Source organism: Rathayibacter oskolensis (assembly GCF_900177245.1).
Taxonomy (GTDB): Bacteria; Actinomycetota; Actinomycetes; order Actinomycetales; family Microbacteriaceae; genus Rathayibacter; species Rathayibacter oskolensis.
Genome location: NZ_FXBM01000001.1, coordinates 1,598,041 through 1,615,210, shown reverse-complemented (window position 1 = coordinate 1,615,210; position 17,170 = coordinate 1,598,041). Strand labels below are relative to the sequence as shown.

Below are 17,170 nucleotides of genomic sequence, written 5' to 3'. Positions count from 1 at the left end.
GGAAGCCCGTCCGGCTCGCCGGATCGGCCGATCCTCGCGAGCTGACCGCGGTTCGACGAGCGGGAGGTGCCCCGGGCGTCAGCGGGACGCGTCGAGCAGCTCGTCCTCGATCTCGGCGTCGGTGCGCCCGCGGCGGAGTCGTCGCTCCTCGCGGCGCTCCTCGGCAGCGATGACGTCGGGGTCCTCGGCGTTGCGGATGCGGTACTCGTGCCGGATCGCCCAGCCCAGTCCGCCGAACCCCATCAGGGCGAAGAGGACCCACTGGATGGCGTAGCTGATGTGCAGCCCCTCGTCTGCGACCGGCTTGATCGCGGCGAGCGGAGGCGCGTCGACGGGTGCCGGCTCCTCCGCGACGAGGAGGCCGTAGGCCGATGTCCTGATCGGCTCGTCCAGCTGCGCCGAGAGGTCGTCGAGCTGGATGGTGGCGATCTGACCGGCGGGAGCGGAGCGTCCCTCGATCCGACCCTCTCCGGGCTTGAGGCGCACCGTGACCGTCACCTCGCCCTCGGGCGGAGCCGGGATGACGTCGGGGGAGTCCTGCTCCGAGCCCACGGGCACCCAGCCGCGGTCGACGACGAAGACGCTGCCGTCCGCCAGGCGGAGCGGCGTGAGGATCTCGAAGCCGGGGTTGCCGTTGTAGGGCCGGTTGCGCACCAGCGTCTGGTCGTCGGTCTCGTACTCGCCGGTCACCTCGACGAGGCGGTACTCGAAGGCGTCGTCCCAGTCGGCGTCCGCGCCGAGGAGGCTGTCCAGCTGCACCGGATCCGCGGTCCAGTTCGCACTGACGAGCCGGTTCGTCGACGAGGCCTCGTCGAGACGCGCGACCTGCCAGCGGCTCAGCAGCACACAGGCGACGGCGAACACGACGGTCAGCGCGAGGTAGCCGAACCAGCGGCGCGAGAAGGCGAACCGCCAGGACGCCTTCGGCGCGACCCCGCTCACCGGGCCGTGCCCTTGTCGAGCGTGTGGAGCGGCTTCACCTCGAGCGGGAACTCCCGCGCGGCGAGGAACTCGCGGAGGTAGTCGAGGTGCTCGCCGCAGGCGAGCCAGGTCTTGCGGCGGTCCTCCGTGTGGATCCTGGGGTTCCGCCACTCGAGGGCCCAGCTCGCGATGAGGGTGCATCCCGCCCGCGAGCAGGTCTGCGCCTCCGGCTGCGAGCCGAGGGAGATCATCGCCGGCCCTCCGCCGGATCGCCGCCCCGGGCGGAATCCGCCGATCCGTCGGCGCGGGGTTCGCCGCCCGTCGGGTAGCCCGGCATCGGCGGGACCGGTCGAGCCAGGACGACGGCGCCCGGTCGCTCGACGTTCCCGCTCTCGCCCGAGCTGCCGACATTGGCGAGCACGACGGCGAAGTAGGGGAGCACGATGGCGCCGAGTGCGAAGAAGAGCAGCCACCATCCCTGCGCGAAGATGAGGCAGAACACGCAGATCATCCTGATGCTCATCGCGATCGAGTACTTGATCAGGCGGGAGCGCCTCTCGGCGGTCGGTGACGGCGGGAGAGTGGTGAGCGATTCGCGGGGTTTCACAGCCCTGCAAGCCTACGTCGCCGGGCAGGGCACGAGGCCCGCCCCCCGGCTTCCCGGAATCTGTTGCGCGAGGCGCCTCTAGGATGTACGGGTCGTCCGGCGCTGCCCGTGTGCCGGCAGGAGGGACACCATGACCACGCCGCGCACCGTTCTCGTCACCGGAGGCAACCGAGGGATCGGCTACGCCATCGCCGAGGAGTTCGTGGCGGCGGGTCACCGGGTGGCGGTCACCGCGCGGTCCGGCTCCGGCCCTGCGGGCTCGCTGACGGTCGTCGCGGATGTGACGGACACCGCCTCCATCGACGCGGCGTTCACCCAGGTCGAGGCGGAGCTCGGCTCGGTCGAGGTCGTCGTCGCGAACGCGGGGATCACCCGCGACACGCTCCTGCTGCGGATGTCGGAGGAGGACTTCACCTCGGTCATCGACACGAACCTCACCGGGGCCTTCCGCGTGGTGAAGCGCGCATCGAAGGGCATGCTCAAGCAGCGCTTCGGCCGGATCGTCCTGATCTCGAGCGTGGTGGGGCTCTACGGATCGCCCGGTCAGATCAACTACTCCTCCTCGAAGGCGGCGCTCGTCGGCTTCGCCCGCTCGCTCACCCGGGAGCTCGGCGCCCGCAACATCACCGCCAACGTCGTGGCCCCGGGATTCATCGAGACCGACATGACCGCGGAGCTCTCGGCCGAGCAGCAGGCGGAGTACCGCTCGAGCATCCCGCTCGCCCGCTACGGCACGGCCGCCGAGGTCGCTCGGGTGACCCGCTGGCTGGCGGGGGAGGAGGCCGACTACATCTCCGGCGCCGTCATCCCCGTCGACGGCGGCCTCGGGATGGGTCACTGACTCGCCTGGACGCTCGCGTCGGCCTTCGGAGACCGAGCGTCAGCCGCGCAGGCCGAGGACCGGCAGCAGCTGGCTGAGGTCGATGCCCCCGACGACGAGGTCGGCGCTCGCCCGCACGACGGGCTTCGCGTTGAACGCGACCGAGAGCCCGGCGACCGCCATCATCTCGAGGTCGTTGGCGCCGTCTCCCACCGCGATCGTCCGTCGGAGGGGGACGCCGGCCCCGCTCGCCCACTCCCGCAGCGCGGCGGCCTTGGCGGAGGCGTCGATGACCGGTCCGTCGACTCCTCCGGTCAGGCGGCCGTCGGTGCTGGCGAGGCGGTTCGCGCGGATGTGATCGAGGCCGAGCTCCCCGGCGACCGGGTCGAGGACCTCGTGGAAGCCCCCGGAGACGACTCCGATCCTGCCGCCCGCCGCGTGCACACCCGCGACCAGCTGCTCGACGCCCGGCGTGACGCGGACGTCGCCGCTGACTCCCGCGCAGATCTCCTGCGGCAGACCCGCGAGGGTCGCGACGCGCTCGCGCAGACTCTCGCCGAAGTCGATCTCGCCGCGCATCGCGCGCTCCGTCACCGCGGCGACCCTGGCCCCCGACCCGGCGTGAGCGGCGAGGAGCTCGATCACCTCGTCCTGCAGCAGGGTCGAGTCGGCGTCGAGGACGACGAGGAAGCGGGCAGGCGCCAGAGGACGCTCACTCATGGGCGGGCCAATCGGTCGGTCCGCGTCGCCGGCGCGCGGACGCGGTGCTCCCGGAGGAGCGGTGCTCTCGGCCCGCGGGGGTGCTACGGGCGGACGACGACGCCCTTGCCGACGACGGTGATCCCCGACTCGGTGACGGTGAACCCGCGCTCGCGGTCGTGGGCGTGGTCCACACCGACACGGGCACCGGGCTCGACGACGACGTCCTTGTCGAGGATAGCGCGCACCACCAGGGCGTCCGGGCCGATCCGCACCTTGTCGAAGACCACCGAGTCGGCGACGGTGGCGTTGGACTCGATGACGGTCCACGGCCCGATCACGCTGCGCTCGATGTGCGCTCCCGAGATCACGGTTCCGAGCGAGACCACGGAGTCGACGGTCGAGCCCATGTTGCCGCGGCCGTCGCGCACGATCTTCGCTGGAGGCGAGTTCAGCTGCGACGAGAAGATCGGCCACTGCTGGTTGTAGAGGTTGAACACCGGCAGCGCCGAGATCAGGTCCTGGTGCGCCTCGTAGAACGAGTCGATCGTCCCCACGTCGCGCCAGTAGTAGCGGTCGCGATCGGTGGAGCCGGGGACCTCGTTGAGCTTGAGGTCGTAGACGCCCGCCTCGCCGCGCGCGACGAAGTCCGGGATGATGTCGCCGCCCATGTCGTGGTCGGAGGTCGAGAGCTCGCCGTCGCGGATGACCGCGTCGATCAGCGCGTCGGCGTCGAAGACGTAGTTGCCCATCGAGGCGAGGACCTCGTGCGGGGAGTCGGCGAGCCCGACGGCGTCCTTCGGCTTCTCGAGGAACTCCGCGATCTTCGTCGGGACGATGCCGTCGCCCGCCTCGTCGCCCGCGAGCTGGATGACTCCGAACTGGTCGGCGAGCTCGATGGGCTGGCGGATCGCCGCGACGGTCGCCTTGGCGCCGGAGGCGATGTGCGCCTGGATCATCTGCGAGAAGTCCATGCGGTAGACGTGGTCGGCGCCGACCACGACGACGATGTCGGGCTTCTCGTCGCGGATGAGGTTGAGGCTCTGCAGGATCGCGTCGGCGGATCCGCTGAACCAGCGCTTGCCCAGGCGCTGCTGCGCGGGCACCGACGCGACGTAGGAGTTGAGCAGCCCCGACAGGCGCCAGGTCTGCGAGACGTGGCGGTCGAGCGAGTGCGACTTGTACTGCGTCAGCACGACGATCTGGGTGAGCCCCGAATTGATGAGGTTCGACAGCGCGAAGTCGATCAGTCGGTACTGCCCGCCGAACGGGACAGCGGGCTTGGCCCGGTCGGCCGTGAGGGGCATGAGCCGCTTGCCCTCGCCGCCGGCGAGGACGATGCCGAAAATCTTCTTTGACTGCATGGCTCAACAGTAGGGGTGCCGACCCTCCGCGCGAACCCGGGTATCAGCCGTCGCGGGGCTGTACTACGGTTCGGATGTGCGAGTCGATCTGCTGACCAAGGAATATCCGCCCGAGGTGTACGGGGGAGCCGGCGTGCACGTGGCCGAGCTCACCAAGGCGCTGCGCAGCGACATCGAGGTCGTGGTGCGCTGCTTCGGCGCACCTCGCGACGAACCGGGCGCGTTCGCGTACCCCGTTCCCTCCGAGCTCGCTCACGCCAACGGCGCGCTGCAGACCCTCGGAGTCGACCTGCAGATCGCCCAGGACACGGCGGGTGCCGATCTGGTCCACTCCCACACCTGGTACGCGAATGCGGCGGGCCGGCTCTCGCAGCTGCTGCACGGCATCCCGCACGTGGTCTCGGCGCACAGCCTCGAGCCGCTGCGCCCGTGGAAGGCCGAGCAGCTCGGCGGAGGCTACCGCGTGTCGAGCTGGATCGAGCGGGAGGCGTACGAGAGCGCCGACGCGGTCATCGCGGTCTCGGGAGGCATGCGCGCCGACATCCTCCGCTCGTACCCCGCCCTCGATCCGGCGAAGGTGCACGTCGTCTACAACGGCATCGACCTCGACGCCTGGCACCCCGTCGACGACGAGGCCGTGCTGCACGAGCTCGGGATCGACCCGTCCCGTCCGTCCGTCGTCTTCGTCGGCCGCATCACCCGCCAGAAGGGTCTGCCCTACCTGCTGCGCGCGGCGGCGACCCTGCCTCCGGAGGTGCAGCTGGTGCTCTGCGCCGGCGCGCCCGACACCCCCGAGATCATGGCCGAGGTCACCGCCCTGGTGCGCGGGCTGCAGGAGGAGCGCACCGGCGTGGTCTGGATCGACCGCCACCTCCCGCGCCATCAGCTCTCGGCGGTCCTCACCGCGGCGACCACCTTCGTCTGCCCGTCGATCTACGAGCCGCTGGGCATCGTGAACCTCGAGGCGATGGCGTGCGGCGCCGCCGTCGTCGGCACGGCGACCGGAGGCATCCCCGAGGTCGTCGTCGACGGCGTCACCGGCCGGCTGGTGCCGATCGAGCAGGTGACGGACGGCACCGGGACACCGGTGGACCCCGATCGCTACGTCGCCGACCTCGCGGCGGCCCTCGCGGAGGTCGTAGCCGACCCCGCCGCGGCCAAGCGGATGGGCGCCGCCGGGCGCGAGCGCGCGCAGAGCGACTTCAGCTGGACCCAGATCGCCCGCGACACCCGCGCGATCTACGCCTCCCTCGTCTGACCCGGCCGCTCGTCCGGCCGGGTCACTCCCTCCGCTTAGGATTGGACGCATGCCCAGCGTTGTCTCGTTCGTCGATGTGTCCTTCGTCCGGAACGGCAAGCGGATCCTCGACCACGTCGAGTGGGCCGTCGCCGAGGAGGACCGCTGGGTGATCCTCGGCCCCAACGGCGCCGGGAAGACCTCGATCCTGCAGATCGCGGCAGCGCAGAACTACCCCTCGACCGGGCAGGCGCACCTGCTCGAGGAGACGCTGGGGCGCGTCGACGTCTTCGAGCTGCGCCCGCGCATCGGCTACGCGTCGACCGCGATGGCCCGGCGGCTGCCCGCGGGCGAGTCGGTGCTCGATGTCGTCATGACGGCCGCCTACGCCGTGACCGGACGCTGGAACGAGGGCTACGACGAGATCGACGAGCGTCGCGCCCGTCGCGTCCTCGCCGAGTGGAAGCTCGACCACCTCGCCGACCGCACCTTCGGCACCCTCTCGGACGGCGAGCAGAAGCGCGTCCAGATCGCCCGCGCGATCATGACCGACCCCGAGCTGCTCCTGCTCGACGAGCCCGCCGCGAGCCTCGACCTCGGGGCCCGCGAGGAGCTCCTGCAGCTGCTCGGCGGCTTCGCGAAGGACCCCGCCTCGCCCGCGATCGTCATGGTCACCCACCACGTCGAGGAGATCCCCGACGGCTTCACGCACGCGCTGCTCCTGCGCGACGGCGCCGTCGTGGCGGCCGGACCTCTCGACGAGGCGCTCACGGAGGCGACGCTCGCCGAGACCTTCGGGCTCGACATCGCGCTGACCCGCGAGAACGGGCGCTACTCGGCCCGCGCGCGCGGCTGACCTCGTCGGCCGCTCCTTTCCGCGGGGCGGACGATCTGGTATCCTCGATAGTCGGTTCGGGCCCGTTCTCCGTGCGCCCACCACACTTCCACCCGTTCCCGTCGACGACAGGTGCGGTTCAGGACCATTCAGCGACAGGAATCCATCATGAAGTCCGACATCCACCCCGTGTACGAGGCGATCGTCTTCCGAGACCTCGCGTCCGGTGAGACCTTCCTCACCCGTTCGACGGCGAAGAGCAGCAAGACCATCGAGCTCGACGGCGTGACCTACCCCGTCATCGACGTCGAGATCTCCTCCGCCTCGCACCCGTTCTACACGGGCAAGCAGCGCATCATGGACTCGGCCGGCCGCGTCGAGAAGTTCAACAGCCGCTACAAGAACTTCGGCAAGTAGCACGCCTCACGAAGGGCCCTCGACCTCGCGGTCGGGGGCCCTTCGTCGTTCCGGCCTCCGAGCGGCCGGGCCGCGGGAGCCGGGCGTTCCGGTCGGGGAGCCGGTGCGGTAGCGTCCGGGCATGGTGTCCTGGGCCGACAAGCCGATCCTCCCGTTCGTCACCGCCGACGAGTGGGACGCGTATCTCAGCGGCGATCCCGACCCCGGGGGAGTCCGCCTGAAGATGCGCAAGAAGAACGCGGTCGACCCCGGCATCACCTACGCCGAGGCGCTCGACGTGGCGCTCTGCCACGGCTGGATCGACGGGCAGGCCGGCGCGTTCGACGAGCAGTTCAGCCTGCAGGCGTTCACGCCCCGCCGGAAGGCCAGCCCCTGGTCGCAGGTCAACCGCGAGCACGTCGCGCGCCTCATCGAGGAGGGGCGGATGCGGCCGGCGGGCCACGCCGAGATCGAGCGCGCGAAGGCCGACGGGCGCTGGGACGCCGCGTACCGCCAGAAGGGAGCCGAGGTGCCCGCCGATCTGCGGGCGGCGCTGGACGCGAACCCCGCGGCGTCGGAGTTCTTCGCGAGCCTCGGCGCGCAGCAGCGGTTCGCGTTCCTCTTCCGCCTGCAGCAGCTCAAGCGCCCGGAGACGCGGACCCGTCGGATCCAGGAGTACGTCGCCATGCTCGCCGAGGGCCGCGGCCTGGTCTGAGAGCCGTGGCGCGCGCGGCCACTGGTCAGTGGCGGACGGGCCAGCCGCCGTCGGCCACGAAGCCCTCGTCGCGGACGCGGCGCATGTACTCCTGGAACGACTCCGCCTGGGTGCGGGACCACTCGACCTGGAGCCCGTGCAAGGTGGGAGCGTCGACTTCGAGCTCGTCGGCGTAGGCCCTGCCCAGCGCCTGCGCGAGACGGCCGGCCGCCACGGCGTCGGCTCCGGCGTCGTGCGCCTCGGTCAGCGAGACGCCGTAGTGCTCCGCGGCGTGCACGAGGGTGCGCTTGCCCCTCCGGTAGCGGTCGAGCGCCTTGTCGATCACGAGCGGATCGATGATCGGGCAGGGGTCGAGCAGGACGGGCACGCCCCAGCGGCGGGACTCGTGGGCGAGGAGCGAGAGGTCGTAGGGGGCGTTGTAGACGACCACGGGGATCTCGCGCGCGAGGAGGGAGCGCAGCGCCTCCGAGACCTCGGCGACGACCTCTCCGGCCGGCCGGCCGTGGGCTCGCGCGTACCGGGTGGTGATGCCGTGCACCGCGCTCGCACCCTCGGGGATCTCGACTCCGGGGTCGGCGAGCCACGTGGTCGACTCGACGGGCTCGCCGGCTGCGTCGAGGACCCCGACGTGCGCGGTGACGATCCGGCTCGTGCGGACGTCGATCCCCGTGGTCTCGAGATCGAAGACCGCGAGCTCGTCGAACCACCGCCGGCCCGCCGGCTGCTGGAGGACCGGATCGGACGTCAGCGCACGGCCGAATCCGGGGTCGAGATCGAACAGGGTCGGCTCCGCGCTCGCTTCGGTGATGCTCACCCGATCAGAGTAAGCGGGGCCTCCGACATCGCCAGGAGGCCCCGCGGTGCACGGCGGATCCGGTCGTCAGCGGGACTGGGGCGCCTTCGCGACGTGCAGCCAGAAGAAGCCCTGCGTGCCCAGCGTCATCGTGAGCGACCCGTCGTCCTGGAAACCGGGGAAGCGTCCGCCGCCGAAGAGGTCGGTGAGGGTCGAGCCGCCGTTCTCGGGGTCGGTGATCGTCACCGAGACCGGGTTGTGGTTGAAGCTGAAGACGCAGAGCACGTCCTCGGGCTGGTCGCCCATCGCGCTGCCCGAGCCGGCGTACTCGCGGACGAAGGCGAGCACCGACTCGTGGTCGGTCTCGAGGACCCGCATCGAGCCGAGCCCGAACGCGGGGTGACCGCGCCGCACGTGCAGGACGTTGCGCATCCAGTGCAGGAGCGAGCGGGACTGCGCGAGCTGCGCCTCCACGTTGACCTGGTTGTAGTGGTAGACGAGCGACTGCACGACCGGCTGCACGAGCTTGCCGGGGTCGGCGGCCGAGAACCCGGCGTTGCGGTCGGGCGTCCACTGCATCGGCGTCCGGGAGGCGTCGCGGTCGTTGAGCCAGATGTTGTCGCCCATGCCGATCTCGTCGCCGTAGTACAGGAACGGGCTGCCGGCGAGCGAGAAGAGGAGGGCGTTGATCAGCTCGAGCTCGGCGCGCGAGTTGTCGAGGAGGGGGGCGAGCCGGCGCCGGATGCCGATGTTCGAGCGCATCCGCGGGTCGTAGGCGTACCAGCCGTACATCGCCTGGCGGTACTCCTCCGAGACCATCTCGAGGGTGAGCTCGTCGTGGTTGCGGAGGAAGACGCCCCACGCGGCTCCCGAGGGGATGTCGAAGGTCTCGGAGAGCACCTTCTTCAGCTCGTTCGCCGTCTGCGCGCGGAGCGAGTAGAAGATGCGCGGCATCACGGGGAAGTCGAAGGCCATGTGGCACTCCGGCTCCTCCTCGGTGCCGAAGAACGCGGCGACCTCGCGCGGCCACTGGTTCGCCTCCGCGATGAGGATGCGGCCCGGGTAGTCGCGGTCGACCATCGTGCGCAGGTTCTTGATGAAGTCGTGCGTGGGCGGCTCGCCCTCTCCGTTGCCCTCGTCGGACTCGTAGAGGTAGGGGATCGCGTCGAGCCGGATGCCGTCGACTCCGAGGTCGAGCCAGAAGCGGACGATGTCGTGGATCGCCTCGTGCACGGCCGGGTTCTCGAAGTTCAGGTCGGGCTGGTGCGAGAAGAAGCGGTGGAAGTAGAACTGGCGGCGCTCGGAGTCGAACGCCCAGTTCGAGTCCTCCGTGTCGACGAAGATGATGCGGATGTCGGGGTATCTCTCGTCGGTGTCGTTCCAGACGTAGAAGTCGCCGTAGGGCCCCTCGGGGTCGGAGCGGGACTGCTGGAACCACTCGTGCTGGTCGCTCGTGTGGTTGAGCGGGAAGTCCATCACGATGCGCATGTTGCGCTCGTGAGCCTTCCGCACCAGGTCGCGGAAGTCCTCCATCGTGCCGAACTCGGGGAGGATCGCCTTGAAGTCCGAGACGTCGTAGCCGCCGTCGCGCAGCGGCGACATGTAGAAGGGCGGCAGCCAGAGCGCATCGATCCCGAGCCACTGGAGGTAGTCCAGCTTGGAGGCCAGACCGTTGATGTCTCCGGCACCGTCGCCGTTCGAGTCGACGTACGTCCGGATCATCACCTCGTAGAACACCGCCCTGCGGTACCACTGCGGGTCGAGGGCGAGCCCTGGGAGTTGGATCGGCGACGTGAAGCTCACGGTGCTCCTTCTGCTGCTTCCTGAGCGGATGACCGTCATGGGGACGGGGCGGTGCGTCGCGGCGCGAGCGCGTCCTCATGCTCCCGGGTGGGATCGGGTGAGGCAAGGCGTTGCGGCGAGAAGTTCACCGGGCGGTGCCTACGATGGGGAACGCCATGACCACTGCCTCACCCTATGCGGACGACCTCGCACGCCTCGCCATCAGCGAGGGTGTCGTGAGCGTGTCCGGGGCGACCACCGCCTACTGGACCTACGGGTCGCCGTCGGCGAGCACGGTGCTCGTGCTGGTGCACGGCTTCCGCGGCGAGCACCACGGCCTCGAGCCGGTGATCGCGCGGCTGCTCGCGGGCGGCGCCGACGTCCGTGTCATCGCTCCCGACCTGCCCGGGTTCGGCGCCTCGCCGCCCATGACGGCCCACGCCCACGACGTCGACGGCTACGCGGCGTGGCTCGGCGAGTTCCTCGACGCCCTGGAGCTGCGAGGGCGCGCGGTGGTGCTGGGACACTCCTTCGGTTCGATCGTGGCGGCCGCGGCCGTGTCCGGTGGCCTGCCGACCCCCCTCCTCGTCCTCGTGAACCCCATCGCGGCACCCGCTCTCGCGGGGCCGCGGGGTGTTCTGACACGGCTCGCGGTGCTCTACTACCGGCTCGGAGCCGTGCTGCCCCGGGTGCTGGGCTTCGGCCTGCTCCGCGATCGGCGCATCGTGCGCGTGATGAGCCTGTCGATGGTGAAGACGAAGGACCCGGCCCTGCGCCGCTTCGTCCACGACCAGCACGACCGCTACTTCAGCGCCTTCGCCTCGCGGGACACGGTCCTCGAGGCGTTCCGCGCCTCGGTGTCGCACGACGTGAGCGAGTACGCGAGCCGGATCGAGGTGCCGACCCAGCTGATCGCCGCCGCGCAGGACGACATCACGCCGCTCCCCGCTCAGTACCGGCTCCTCGAGCAGCTGCCGCACGGGCGTCTGCACGTGATCGACGGAGTGGGTCACCTGATCCACTACGAGACGCCGGACGAGGCCGCCGCGGTGCTGCGTGCGGCCCTGGACGAGGGGATCGACCGATGAGGATCGTCGTCGACTGCCGATACACCCGCCTCGAGCGTCACGACGGCATCAGCCGCTACACCGCCGAGCTCGTGCGAGAGCTCGCGGCGCTGCACGACGTCACGATGCTGATCAGCGATCGCCGGCAGCTGGCGATGCTGCCCGCGCTGCCCTGGGAGAAGGTGACCGGCCCCACGAGTGCGTTCGAGCCGTTCGTCGCGCTCCTCGTCAACCGGCTGAAGCCCGACGTGGTCTTCTCGCCGATGCAGACGATGGGCACGCTCGGCCGCCGCTACCGTCTGGTCCTGACCGTGCACGACCTCATCTACTACCGCCACCGCACCCCGCCGCGGGATCTGCCGGCTCCCGTCCGCGGGCTGTGGCGGCTGTACCACCTGGCCTGGTGGCCGCAGCGGAGGCTGCTGCAGCGCGCGGACGCCGTCGTGACGGTGTCGGAGACCACGCGCGGCCTCCTCCGGAGCCACCGCCTGACGACGCGGCCCGTCGTGGTCGTGCCGAACGCCGCCGGAGCGCCGGACGAGGCGAGCGCGGCGCTGTCCGCGACGCTCCCCGACCGCTCAGGGGCGCGCACGCTCGTCTACATGGGCTCGTTCATGCCGTACAAGAACGTCGAGACGCTGGCGCGCGCCATGCGGCTGCTGCCCGACTACGAGCTGCATCTGATGAGCCGTGCGAGCGAGGAGACAGTGGAGACCCTCCGCTCGCTCGCGCCGACGGCGAAGCTCGTGTTCCACCAGGGCGCCGACGACGCGGAGTACCGCGCCGTGCTCGCCAGGGCGACCGCGCTGGTGACCGCGAGCCGGGACGAGGGATTCGGCATCCCGCTCGTCGAGGCGATGGCGCTCGGCACACCGGTCGTCGTCAGCGACATCCCGATCTTCCGCGAGATCGGAGGGGACGCCGCCGTCTACGTCGATCCGTCGAGTGCCAAGGCGGTCGCGGACGGGGTCCGCGCTCTCGAGGAGCCGGGGGAGTGGGCGGAGCGGTCCCGCCGGTCGCGGGAGCGGGCGTCGGCGTACTCGTGGCGCGACTCCGCCCGGGTGCTGCTCGACCTGCTGCTCGAGGTCGGTCGGCGCTGACCGGAGGCCGGTGCTGGCAGGAGGCGGAAGGGGCTCGGCCCCGCCGCGTCTCAGCTGCCGGGGACCGGGCTCAGCACGTCCTCGAGGTCGTCGTCGGCGACGACCACGTCTCCGGAGCCGTCGAACGCGACGATCTGCAGCCCGCCGTCGACGATCGAGAAGTCGTGCCGGGAGCCGTTGCCGACGGTGATGCCCTGCGGCGGCAGCTCGTCGGCGCTGAGGAAGCGCAGGAGGCTGCCGATGACGGCTCCGTGGGTAGCGACGATCACCCGCGCGCCGGGGAAGCGATCGGAGACCTCGAGCAGCGCCGCCGTCGCGCGCTCGACGACCTGGGCGCGGGTCTCGCAGCCGGGGACGCCCTGGCCCTCGATGCCCCCGGGGAACAGCTCGCGCAGATCCGCCGCCGTCATGCCCTCGGCCTCGCCGTAGGCGCGCTCGGCCAGCCCGGGGACGACCAGGGGCTCGTCGAGGCCGAGTCCCCTCGCGATGATGGCCCCGGTCTCGTAGGCGCGTCCGAGGGGACTCGCGACGACCGCGTCCCACTCGCGCTCGCGGAGGAGGCGCGCAGCGGCCCTCGCCTGCGAGCGCCCGATCTCGTTCAGGGGGATGTCGCTCGCGCCCTGGATGCGGCGCGCGGCGTTCCAGTCGGTCTGTCCGTGTCGGACGAGGGTCAGCTGGGTCACGGGGGCCTCTCGGGTGACGGGAGTCGGGGCGCGGGCGGTCAGAGCGCGGGCAGGCGGTCGGCGAGGGTGCGGAGGACCTCGCTGGTGCCTCCGTCGATCTTGATGCTCGCCCGGGAGTCGCCCTTGGTCGTCCCGCGGTTGACGATCACGATGGGCAGCTTGCCGCGGCGGGCGATCTCGAGGAATCGGATGCCGGAGTTCACGACGAGAGACGAGCCGGCCACGAGGAGGGCGTCGGCACCGGCGACGATCGCCCGTGCCTCCTGGAACTTCTCGGTCGGGATGAACTCCCCGAAGAAGACGATGTCGGGCTTGAGGATCCCGCCGCAGACCGTGCACTCGGGCACGATCATCGCCGAGACGTCGTGCACCTCGGCGTCGCCGTCGGGGTTGAGGGAGGAGATGTCGGGGTCGTCGAGCCAGGGGTTCAGGCTGTCGATCCGTTCGGCCACGGCATCGCGGGCGAAGTACTGCCCGCAGGTCATGCAGCGGACGCGGTCGGCGGAGCCGTGCAGGTCGACCACGCGGCGCGACCCGGCTCGGACGTGCAGGCCGTCGACGTTCTGGGTGACGACGCCCGCCAGCACGCCGCGCTCCTCGAGCCGGGCGAGCGCTCGGTGGCCGTCGTTCGGCAGCGTGCTCGTGAAGCGGCGCCAGCCGAGCTGGCTGCCCGCCCAGTAGCGACGGCGGTAGTCGGGGTCGGCGACGAACTGGGAGTAGGTCATCGGGGTGCGCACCGGGGCACCCGCTCCGCGGTAGTCGGGGATCCCGGAGTCGGTGCTGACGCCGGCGCCCGTGACCGCCGCGACCCGGCGCCCGCCGAGCAGCTCGACGGCCTGCTCGATCGCCTCGGCCCTCGTGCCGTCGGCGACCGGTGTCGGACTCGACTCCATCCGCGCCTCCCGTCAGGAGGGCCTCCGCGAGCGGGCGGCCCCCGGACGAGTTTAGTGCCGCCCGAGCGGGTGCCGGACGAGCGCGGCGAGCCCGGTGCCCTAGGGTGCCGGGATGCCGATCGTGCACATCGAGGACCTCGACCACCCCCTCCTGGCCGACTACCACCGTCTGACCGACGTCGCCCTCCGCCGTGTGCTCGAGCCCGAGGGCGGCCTCTACATCGCGGAGTCGGGGAAGGTGATCGGGCGCGCGCTCGACGCGGGGCACCGGCCCCGCTCGGTCCTCGTGCAGGAGAAGAGGCTGCCCGACGCCGCCGCAGTGCTCGAGCGGTTCCCCGACGTGCCCGTGTTCGTAGGGCCGGATGCGGTGCTCGAGGAGCTGACCGGCTTCCATCTGCACCGGGGCGCCCTCGCCTCGATGCACCGGCCCGCGCTCCGCGCGATGGGCGAGCTCCTCGTCGGCGCCCGCCTGGTCGTCATCCTCGAGGACATCGTCGACCACACGAACGTCGGCGCGGTCTTCCGGGCCGCCGCCGGCATGGGGGCGGACGCCGTACTGGTCACGCCGCGCTGCGCCGATCCGCTCTACCGCCGCAGCGTGAGAGTGAGCATGGGGACGGTCCTCCAGGTGCCGTGGACGCGGATGCCCGAGTGGGCGCCTGCGCGGGCCGAGCTCGTGGCGGCGGGCTTCTCTCTCGCGGCGCTGGCCCTCTCTCCGGAGGCGGTGCCGCTCGACGAGTACGCCGCCTCCCGACCCGAGCGGGTCGCGGTCGTCCTCGGGACGGAGGGGGACGGCCTGTCGCGGGCTGCGCTCGATGCGGCCGACACGGTCGTCACGATCCCGATGCTGCACGGCGTCGACTCGCTGAACGTCGCGTCCGCCGGAGCGGTGGCGCTGTGGGCGCTGACCCGCCCGCCCCTCGCCGCACGCTAGCGAGCCGCTCGGATCCTCCCTGGGCGCCGCCCTACGATGACCGGGTGACCTCTCCGACGCGCCCCGACGCCTCGCCGCTCGACATCTTCGGCGTTCCCGAGTCGGAGTCGCCCGCCGCAGCGCCGAGACGGCGGAGCCGGCGGCCCGCCGTGATCGCCGCCGTCGTGGCCGGTGCGGTGATCCTCAGCGCAGGAGGCGCCTACGGGGCGAACGCGGCGACCGCCGAGCTGCCGGCGGCGAGCGCCGTCGTCGAGGAGACGGCCGGCACCGTCCTCGACGCCCCGGTGCTCGCGTGGCCCTCCTACGGCTCGGGCGCCGTCGCCGCCGTCGGCCTCGACGGGGCGGGGGAGGGGGGAGTGCTCGCGAGCTACGGGTCGACGGATCCGGTGCCGACCGGAAGCATCGCCAAGGTCGTGACCGCTCTGGTGGTCCTCGCCGCGAAGCCGATCGCCGAGGGCACCGACGGTGAGACGATCACCTTCACCAGCGCCGACGTGGGCTACTACGACGAGTCGGTCGCCGAGAACGGCTCGGTCGCCCCGGTGTCGGCGGGCCTCGAGCTGACCGAGCGCCAGGCGCTGACGGTCCTCATGCTCCCCTCGGCCAACAACTACGCGAAGTCGCTCGCGATCTGGGCCTACGGCTCCGAGGACGCCTACCTCGCCGCCGCTCGCGCGTGGCTCGACGGGCAGGGACTCGTGCGGACCGTCGTCACCGACACCAGCGGGCTCTCACCGGACACGGTGAGCACGACGGCCGAGATGGTGCGGCTCGGCGAGCTGCTCGTGGCCGACCCGGTGCTCGCCCCGATCGTCGCCCTGCCGTCTGCCGTGATCCCCGGAGTCGGGCTGATCGAGAACACGAACACGCTGCTCGGCAGCGGGGGAGTGGACGGGATCAAGACGGGCACGACCGACGAGGCCGGCGCGTGCCTCCTGTTCTCGGTCGACACGACCGTGGACGGGCAGCCAATGACGCTCGTCGGGGTGGTGGTCGGTGCCCGCACGCACCCGCAGCTGGCCTCCGATGTCCTCACGCTCCTCCCGACCGTGGAAGAGGGGTTCCACACGGTCCCCCTCACGACGGCGGGGCAGGACTACGGCTCGTACACGAGCGCGTGGGGCGAGTCGGCCGTCGCCGAGACCGAGGAGGCGCGGTCGGTGCTCGTCTGGGGCGCGGTCACGACGAGCACCACCGTCGCCCTCGACCCCGTCGAGGTGGTCGCCGACGGCGCGTCGATCGGCACGGCGACGGTCGACGTCAACGGCACTCCCTACGAACTGCCTCTCGTCGCGGACGGGGAGATCGAGGATCCGGGCTTCGGCTGGCGCGTCTCGCACCCGGCCGAGCTGTTCGGCTAGCGCTTCGACCCGTCGTCGACGACGATCCGCACGCCCGCCGTGGCGATGTCGGCGGCGACCTGCTCGGGGGTGGCGTTGCCCTCGACAGCGGTGCCCGGCTCGCTCTGGGCGAGGTACGGCTCCGCGGACGGGCGCTTGGCGGTGATGAAGTCGCCCGACGACTGGTGCCGGACGCGGCGGACGACCCACGGCACCAGGTACTGCCTCGCCCACTGCAGATCCTCGGTGCGGGCGGATCGCCAGGTCGTCTCGTGGAGCGGCTCGGGTGCGAGAGGCCGGAGCGAGTTCTCGACGCCCAGCGCGTCGAGCACCATGCGCGCCACCTCGTGGTGGCCGTGCGGGTTCAGATGCAGCCGATCGGGCGCCCACATCCGCACGTCCTGGATCTCCTGGAGCGACCACTGGTCGGCGACGACGCAGTCGTAGCGCTTGGCGAGGGCGCGGAGGTTCTCGTTGTAGATGGCGACCTTGCCGCGGATCCGGCTGAAGACGGGCGAGAACCCGACGTCGACACCGGTGAAGAGGACGACCGTCGCCCCGCCGGACCGCAGCCGTGCCAGCCCCTCCTCGAAGCGCGCGGCGATGTCGTCGGGGTCGGTCCGCGGGCGGATGACGTCGTTCCCTCCGGCCGAGATGGTGATCAGGTCGGGTCGGAGCGCGAGGGCCGGCTCGATCTGCTCGTCCACGATCTGCTGCAGCAGCCGGCCGCGCACGGCGAGGTTCGCGTAGGTGAAATCGTCGTTCAGGCCCCCGAGCACCTCGGCGACGCGGTCGGCCCAGCCGCGATGACCGCCGGGGCTCGCGGGCGCCGGATCGCCGATGCCCTCGGTGAACGAATCGCCCAGGGCGACGAAGCGGGACCACGGATGAGGCTGATCGACCATCCCTCCATTCTGCTCCCGGGATCGACCGCGGGGATCCGTCGGAAGACCGATCACGACACGCCGGTGCCCCCGCGGCGGC

Annotated in this window: 19 protein-coding genes; 9 read left to right on the top strand and 10 right to left on the bottom strand. The window is 71.5% G+C overall.

Going from position 1 to position 17,170, the window contains the following annotated elements:
* Positions 1-78: 78 nt before the first annotated feature.
* Genes B9Y99_RS07725 through B9Y99_RS07715 form a run of 3 tightly spaced genes read right to left on the bottom strand, consistent with a single transcriptional unit; the run spans position 79 to position 1,528 of the window.
* Positions 79-942: an SURF1 family cytochrome oxidase biogenesis protein gene (locus B9Y99_RS07725; protein WP_085475913.1), complete on the bottom strand. Its 864-nt coding sequence runs from the start codon at positions 940-942 to the stop codon at positions 79-81.
* Positions 939-1,172 carry a hypothetical protein gene (locus tag B9Y99_RS07720; RefSeq protein WP_085475912.1) on the bottom strand — a complete coding sequence of 78 codons (234 nt, stop codon included), beginning with the start codon at positions 1,170-1,172 and terminating at the stop codon, positions 939-941. The genes B9Y99_RS07725 and B9Y99_RS07720 overlap by 4 nt, the downstream gene beginning before the upstream one ends.
* Positions 1,169-1,528 (bottom strand): DUF3099 domain-containing protein, encoded by a 360-nt coding sequence (locus B9Y99_RS07715; protein WP_085475911.1) that lies wholly within the window; start codon positions 1,526-1,528, stop codon positions 1,169-1,171. The genes B9Y99_RS07720 and B9Y99_RS07715 overlap by 4 nt, the downstream gene beginning before the upstream one ends.
* Before the next feature lie 130 nt (positions 1,529-1,658).
* On the opposite strand from B9Y99_RS07715, the gene fabG reads away from it, so the two are divergent.
* Positions 1,659-2,369, top strand: a complete 711-nt coding sequence (fabG, locus tag B9Y99_RS07710) for a 3-oxoacyl-ACP reductase FabG (RefSeq protein ID WP_085475910.1) — start codon at positions 1,659-1,661, stop codon at positions 2,367-2,369.
* Positions 2,370-2,408: 39 nt separating this feature from the next.
* Here the strand turns inward: fabG and serB are convergent, their stop codons facing one another.
* Both serB and B9Y99_RS07700 read right to left on the bottom strand, forming a co-directional pair.
* Positions 2,409-3,068, bottom strand: coding sequence for a phosphoserine phosphatase SerB (gene serB / locus B9Y99_RS07705; protein WP_085475909.1), 660 nt, complete (start codon positions 3,066-3,068; stop codon positions 2,409-2,411).
* 83 nt (positions 3,069-3,151) lie between these two features.
* The gene (locus tag B9Y99_RS07700; RefSeq protein ID WP_085475908.1) at positions 3,152-4,411 is read right to left on the bottom strand and encodes a glucose-1-phosphate adenylyltransferase; all 1,260 of its coding nucleotides are present in this window, start codon (positions 4,409-4,411) and stop codon (positions 3,152-3,154) included.
* A gap of 76 nt (positions 4,412-4,487) precedes the next feature.
* On the opposite strand from B9Y99_RS07700, the gene glgA reads away from it, so the two are divergent.
* From glgA to B9Y99_RS07680, 4 genes are all read left to right on the top strand, one after another.
* Positions 4,488-5,669: a glycogen synthase gene (gene glgA, locus B9Y99_RS07695; RefSeq protein WP_085475907.1), complete on the top strand. Its 1,182-nt coding sequence runs from the start codon at positions 4,488-4,490 to the stop codon at positions 5,667-5,669.
* A 49-nt stretch (positions 5,670-5,718) separates the two neighbouring features.
* Positions 5,719-6,504 carry an ABC transporter ATP-binding protein gene (locus tag B9Y99_RS07690; RefSeq protein ID WP_085475906.1) on the top strand — a complete coding sequence of 262 codons (786 nt, stop codon included), beginning with the start codon at positions 5,719-5,721 and terminating at the stop codon, positions 6,502-6,504.
* 147 nt (positions 6,505-6,651) lie between these two features.
* Positions 6,652-6,900, top strand: a complete 249-nt coding sequence (locus B9Y99_RS07685; protein ID WP_085475905.1) for a type B 50S ribosomal protein L31 — start codon at positions 6,652-6,654, stop codon at positions 6,898-6,900.
* 121 nt (positions 6,901-7,021) lie between these two features.
* A complete protein-coding gene (locus B9Y99_RS07680) occupies positions 7,022-7,594 on the top strand; it encodes a YdeI/OmpD-associated family protein (RefSeq protein ID WP_085475904.1) in 573 nt (190 codons plus the stop codon).
* Between the two features lie 25 nt (positions 7,595-7,619).
* On the opposite strand, the gene B9Y99_RS07675 is transcribed toward B9Y99_RS07680, so the two are convergent.
* Together B9Y99_RS07675 and treS are read right to left on the bottom strand one after the other, a co-directional pair.
* Positions 7,620-8,342, bottom strand: coding sequence for an exonuclease domain-containing protein (locus tag B9Y99_RS07675; protein WP_085476304.1), 723 nt, complete (start codon positions 8,340-8,342; stop codon positions 7,620-7,622).
* 132 nt (positions 8,343-8,474) lie between these two features.
* Positions 8,475-10,190: a maltose alpha-D-glucosyltransferase gene (treS, locus tag B9Y99_RS07670; protein ID WP_085475903.1), complete on the bottom strand. Its 1,716-nt coding sequence runs from the start codon at positions 10,188-10,190 to the stop codon at positions 8,475-8,477.
* Positions 10,191-10,345: 155 nt separating this feature from the next.
* Between treS and B9Y99_RS07665 the strand changes: the two genes are divergently transcribed.
* Positions 10,346-11,257, top strand: coding sequence for an alpha/beta fold hydrolase (locus B9Y99_RS07665; protein ID WP_085475902.1), 912 nt, complete (start codon positions 10,346-10,348; stop codon positions 11,255-11,257).
* Positions 11,254-12,336 (top strand): glycosyltransferase family 4 protein, encoded by a 1,083-nt coding sequence (locus B9Y99_RS07660; protein ID WP_085475901.1) that lies wholly within the window; start codon positions 11,254-11,256, stop codon positions 12,334-12,336. The genes B9Y99_RS07665 and B9Y99_RS07660 overlap by 4 nt, the downstream gene beginning before the upstream one ends.
* A gap of 50 nt (positions 12,337-12,386) precedes the next feature.
* Here B9Y99_RS07660 and B9Y99_RS07655 read toward each other — a convergent pair whose 3' ends face one another.
* Together B9Y99_RS07655 and B9Y99_RS07650 are read right to left on the bottom strand one after the other, a co-directional pair.
* On the bottom strand, positions 12,387-13,019 hold the full coding sequence (locus tag B9Y99_RS07655) for a histidine phosphatase family protein (RefSeq protein WP_085475900.1): 633 nt from the start codon (positions 13,017-13,019) through the stop codon (positions 12,387-12,389).
* A 38-nt stretch (positions 13,020-13,057) separates the two neighbouring features.
* Positions 13,058-13,912 (bottom strand): Sir2 family NAD-dependent protein deacetylase, encoded by an 855-nt coding sequence (locus B9Y99_RS07650; RefSeq protein WP_085475899.1) that lies wholly within the window; start codon positions 13,910-13,912, stop codon positions 13,058-13,060.
* Positions 13,913-14,024: 112 nt separating this feature from the next.
* Here B9Y99_RS07650 and B9Y99_RS07645 point away from each other — a divergent pair, with 112 nt between their 5' ends.
* Positions 14,025-14,846: a TrmH family RNA methyltransferase gene (locus B9Y99_RS07645; RefSeq protein WP_085475898.1), complete on the top strand. Its 822-nt coding sequence runs from the start codon at positions 14,025-14,027 to the stop codon at positions 14,844-14,846.
* A 44-nt stretch (positions 14,847-14,890) separates the two neighbouring features.
* A complete protein-coding gene (locus B9Y99_RS07640) occupies positions 14,891-16,207 on the top strand; it encodes a D-alanyl-D-alanine carboxypeptidase family protein (RefSeq protein ID WP_165759561.1) in 1,317 nt (438 codons plus the stop codon).
* Here the strand turns inward: B9Y99_RS07640 and B9Y99_RS07635 are convergent.
* Complete coding sequence (locus B9Y99_RS07635) at positions 16,204-17,091, bottom strand: SGNH/GDSL hydrolase family protein (RefSeq protein ID WP_085475896.1); 888 nt, start codon at positions 17,089-17,091, stop codon at positions 16,204-16,206. The two genes, B9Y99_RS07640 and B9Y99_RS07635, sit on opposite strands and share 4 nt — an antisense overlap.
* Positions 17,092-17,170: the final 79 nt, after the last annotated feature.

What these genes read in the sequence shown, in the direction of transcription:
- B9Y99_RS07645 (WP_085475898.1), top strand. Translation starts at nt 14,025, where the DNA reads ATGCCGATCGTGCACATCGAGGACCTCGACCACCCCCTCCTGGCCGAC.
- serB (WP_085475909.1), bottom strand. Translation starts at nt 3,068, where the DNA reads ATGAGTGAGCGTCCTCTGGCGCCTGCCCGCTTCCTCGTCGTCCTCGAC.
- B9Y99_RS07650 (WP_085475899.1), bottom strand. Translation starts at nt 13,912, where the DNA reads ATGGAGTCGAGTCCGACACCGGTCGCCGACGGCACGAGGGCCGAGGCG.
- B9Y99_RS07720 (WP_085475912.1), bottom strand. Translation starts at nt 1,172, where the DNA reads ATGATCTCCCTCGGCTCGCAGCCGGAGGCGCAGACCTGCTCGCGGGCG.
- fabG (WP_085475910.1), top strand. Translation starts at nt 1,659, where the DNA reads ATGACCACGCCGCGCACCGTTCTCGTCACCGGAGGCAACCGAGGGATC.
- B9Y99_RS07690 (WP_085475906.1), top strand. Translation starts at nt 5,719, where the DNA reads ATGCCCAGCGTTGTCTCGTTCGTCGATGTGTCCTTCGTCCGGAACGGC.
- B9Y99_RS07685 (WP_085475905.1), top strand. Translation starts at nt 6,652, where the DNA reads ATGAAGTCCGACATCCACCCCGTGTACGAGGCGATCGTCTTCCGAGAC.
- B9Y99_RS07700 (WP_085475908.1), bottom strand. Translation starts at nt 4,411, where the DNA reads ATGCAGTCAAAGAAGATTTTCGGCATCGTCCTCGCCGGCGGCGAGGGC.
- B9Y99_RS07680 (WP_085475904.1), top strand. Translation starts at nt 7,022, where the DNA reads ATGGTGTCCTGGGCCGACAAGCCGATCCTCCCGTTCGTCACCGCCGAC.
- B9Y99_RS07635 (WP_085475896.1), bottom strand. Translation starts at nt 17,091, where the DNA reads ATGGTCGATCAGCCTCATCCGTGGTCCCGCTTCGTCGCCCTGGGCGAT.
- B9Y99_RS07660 (WP_085475901.1), top strand. Translation starts at nt 11,254, where the DNA reads ATGAGGATCGTCGTCGACTGCCGATACACCCGCCTCGAGCGTCACGAC.
- B9Y99_RS07665 (WP_085475902.1), top strand. Translation starts at nt 10,346, where the DNA reads ATGACCACTGCCTCACCCTATGCGGACGACCTCGCACGCCTCGCCATC.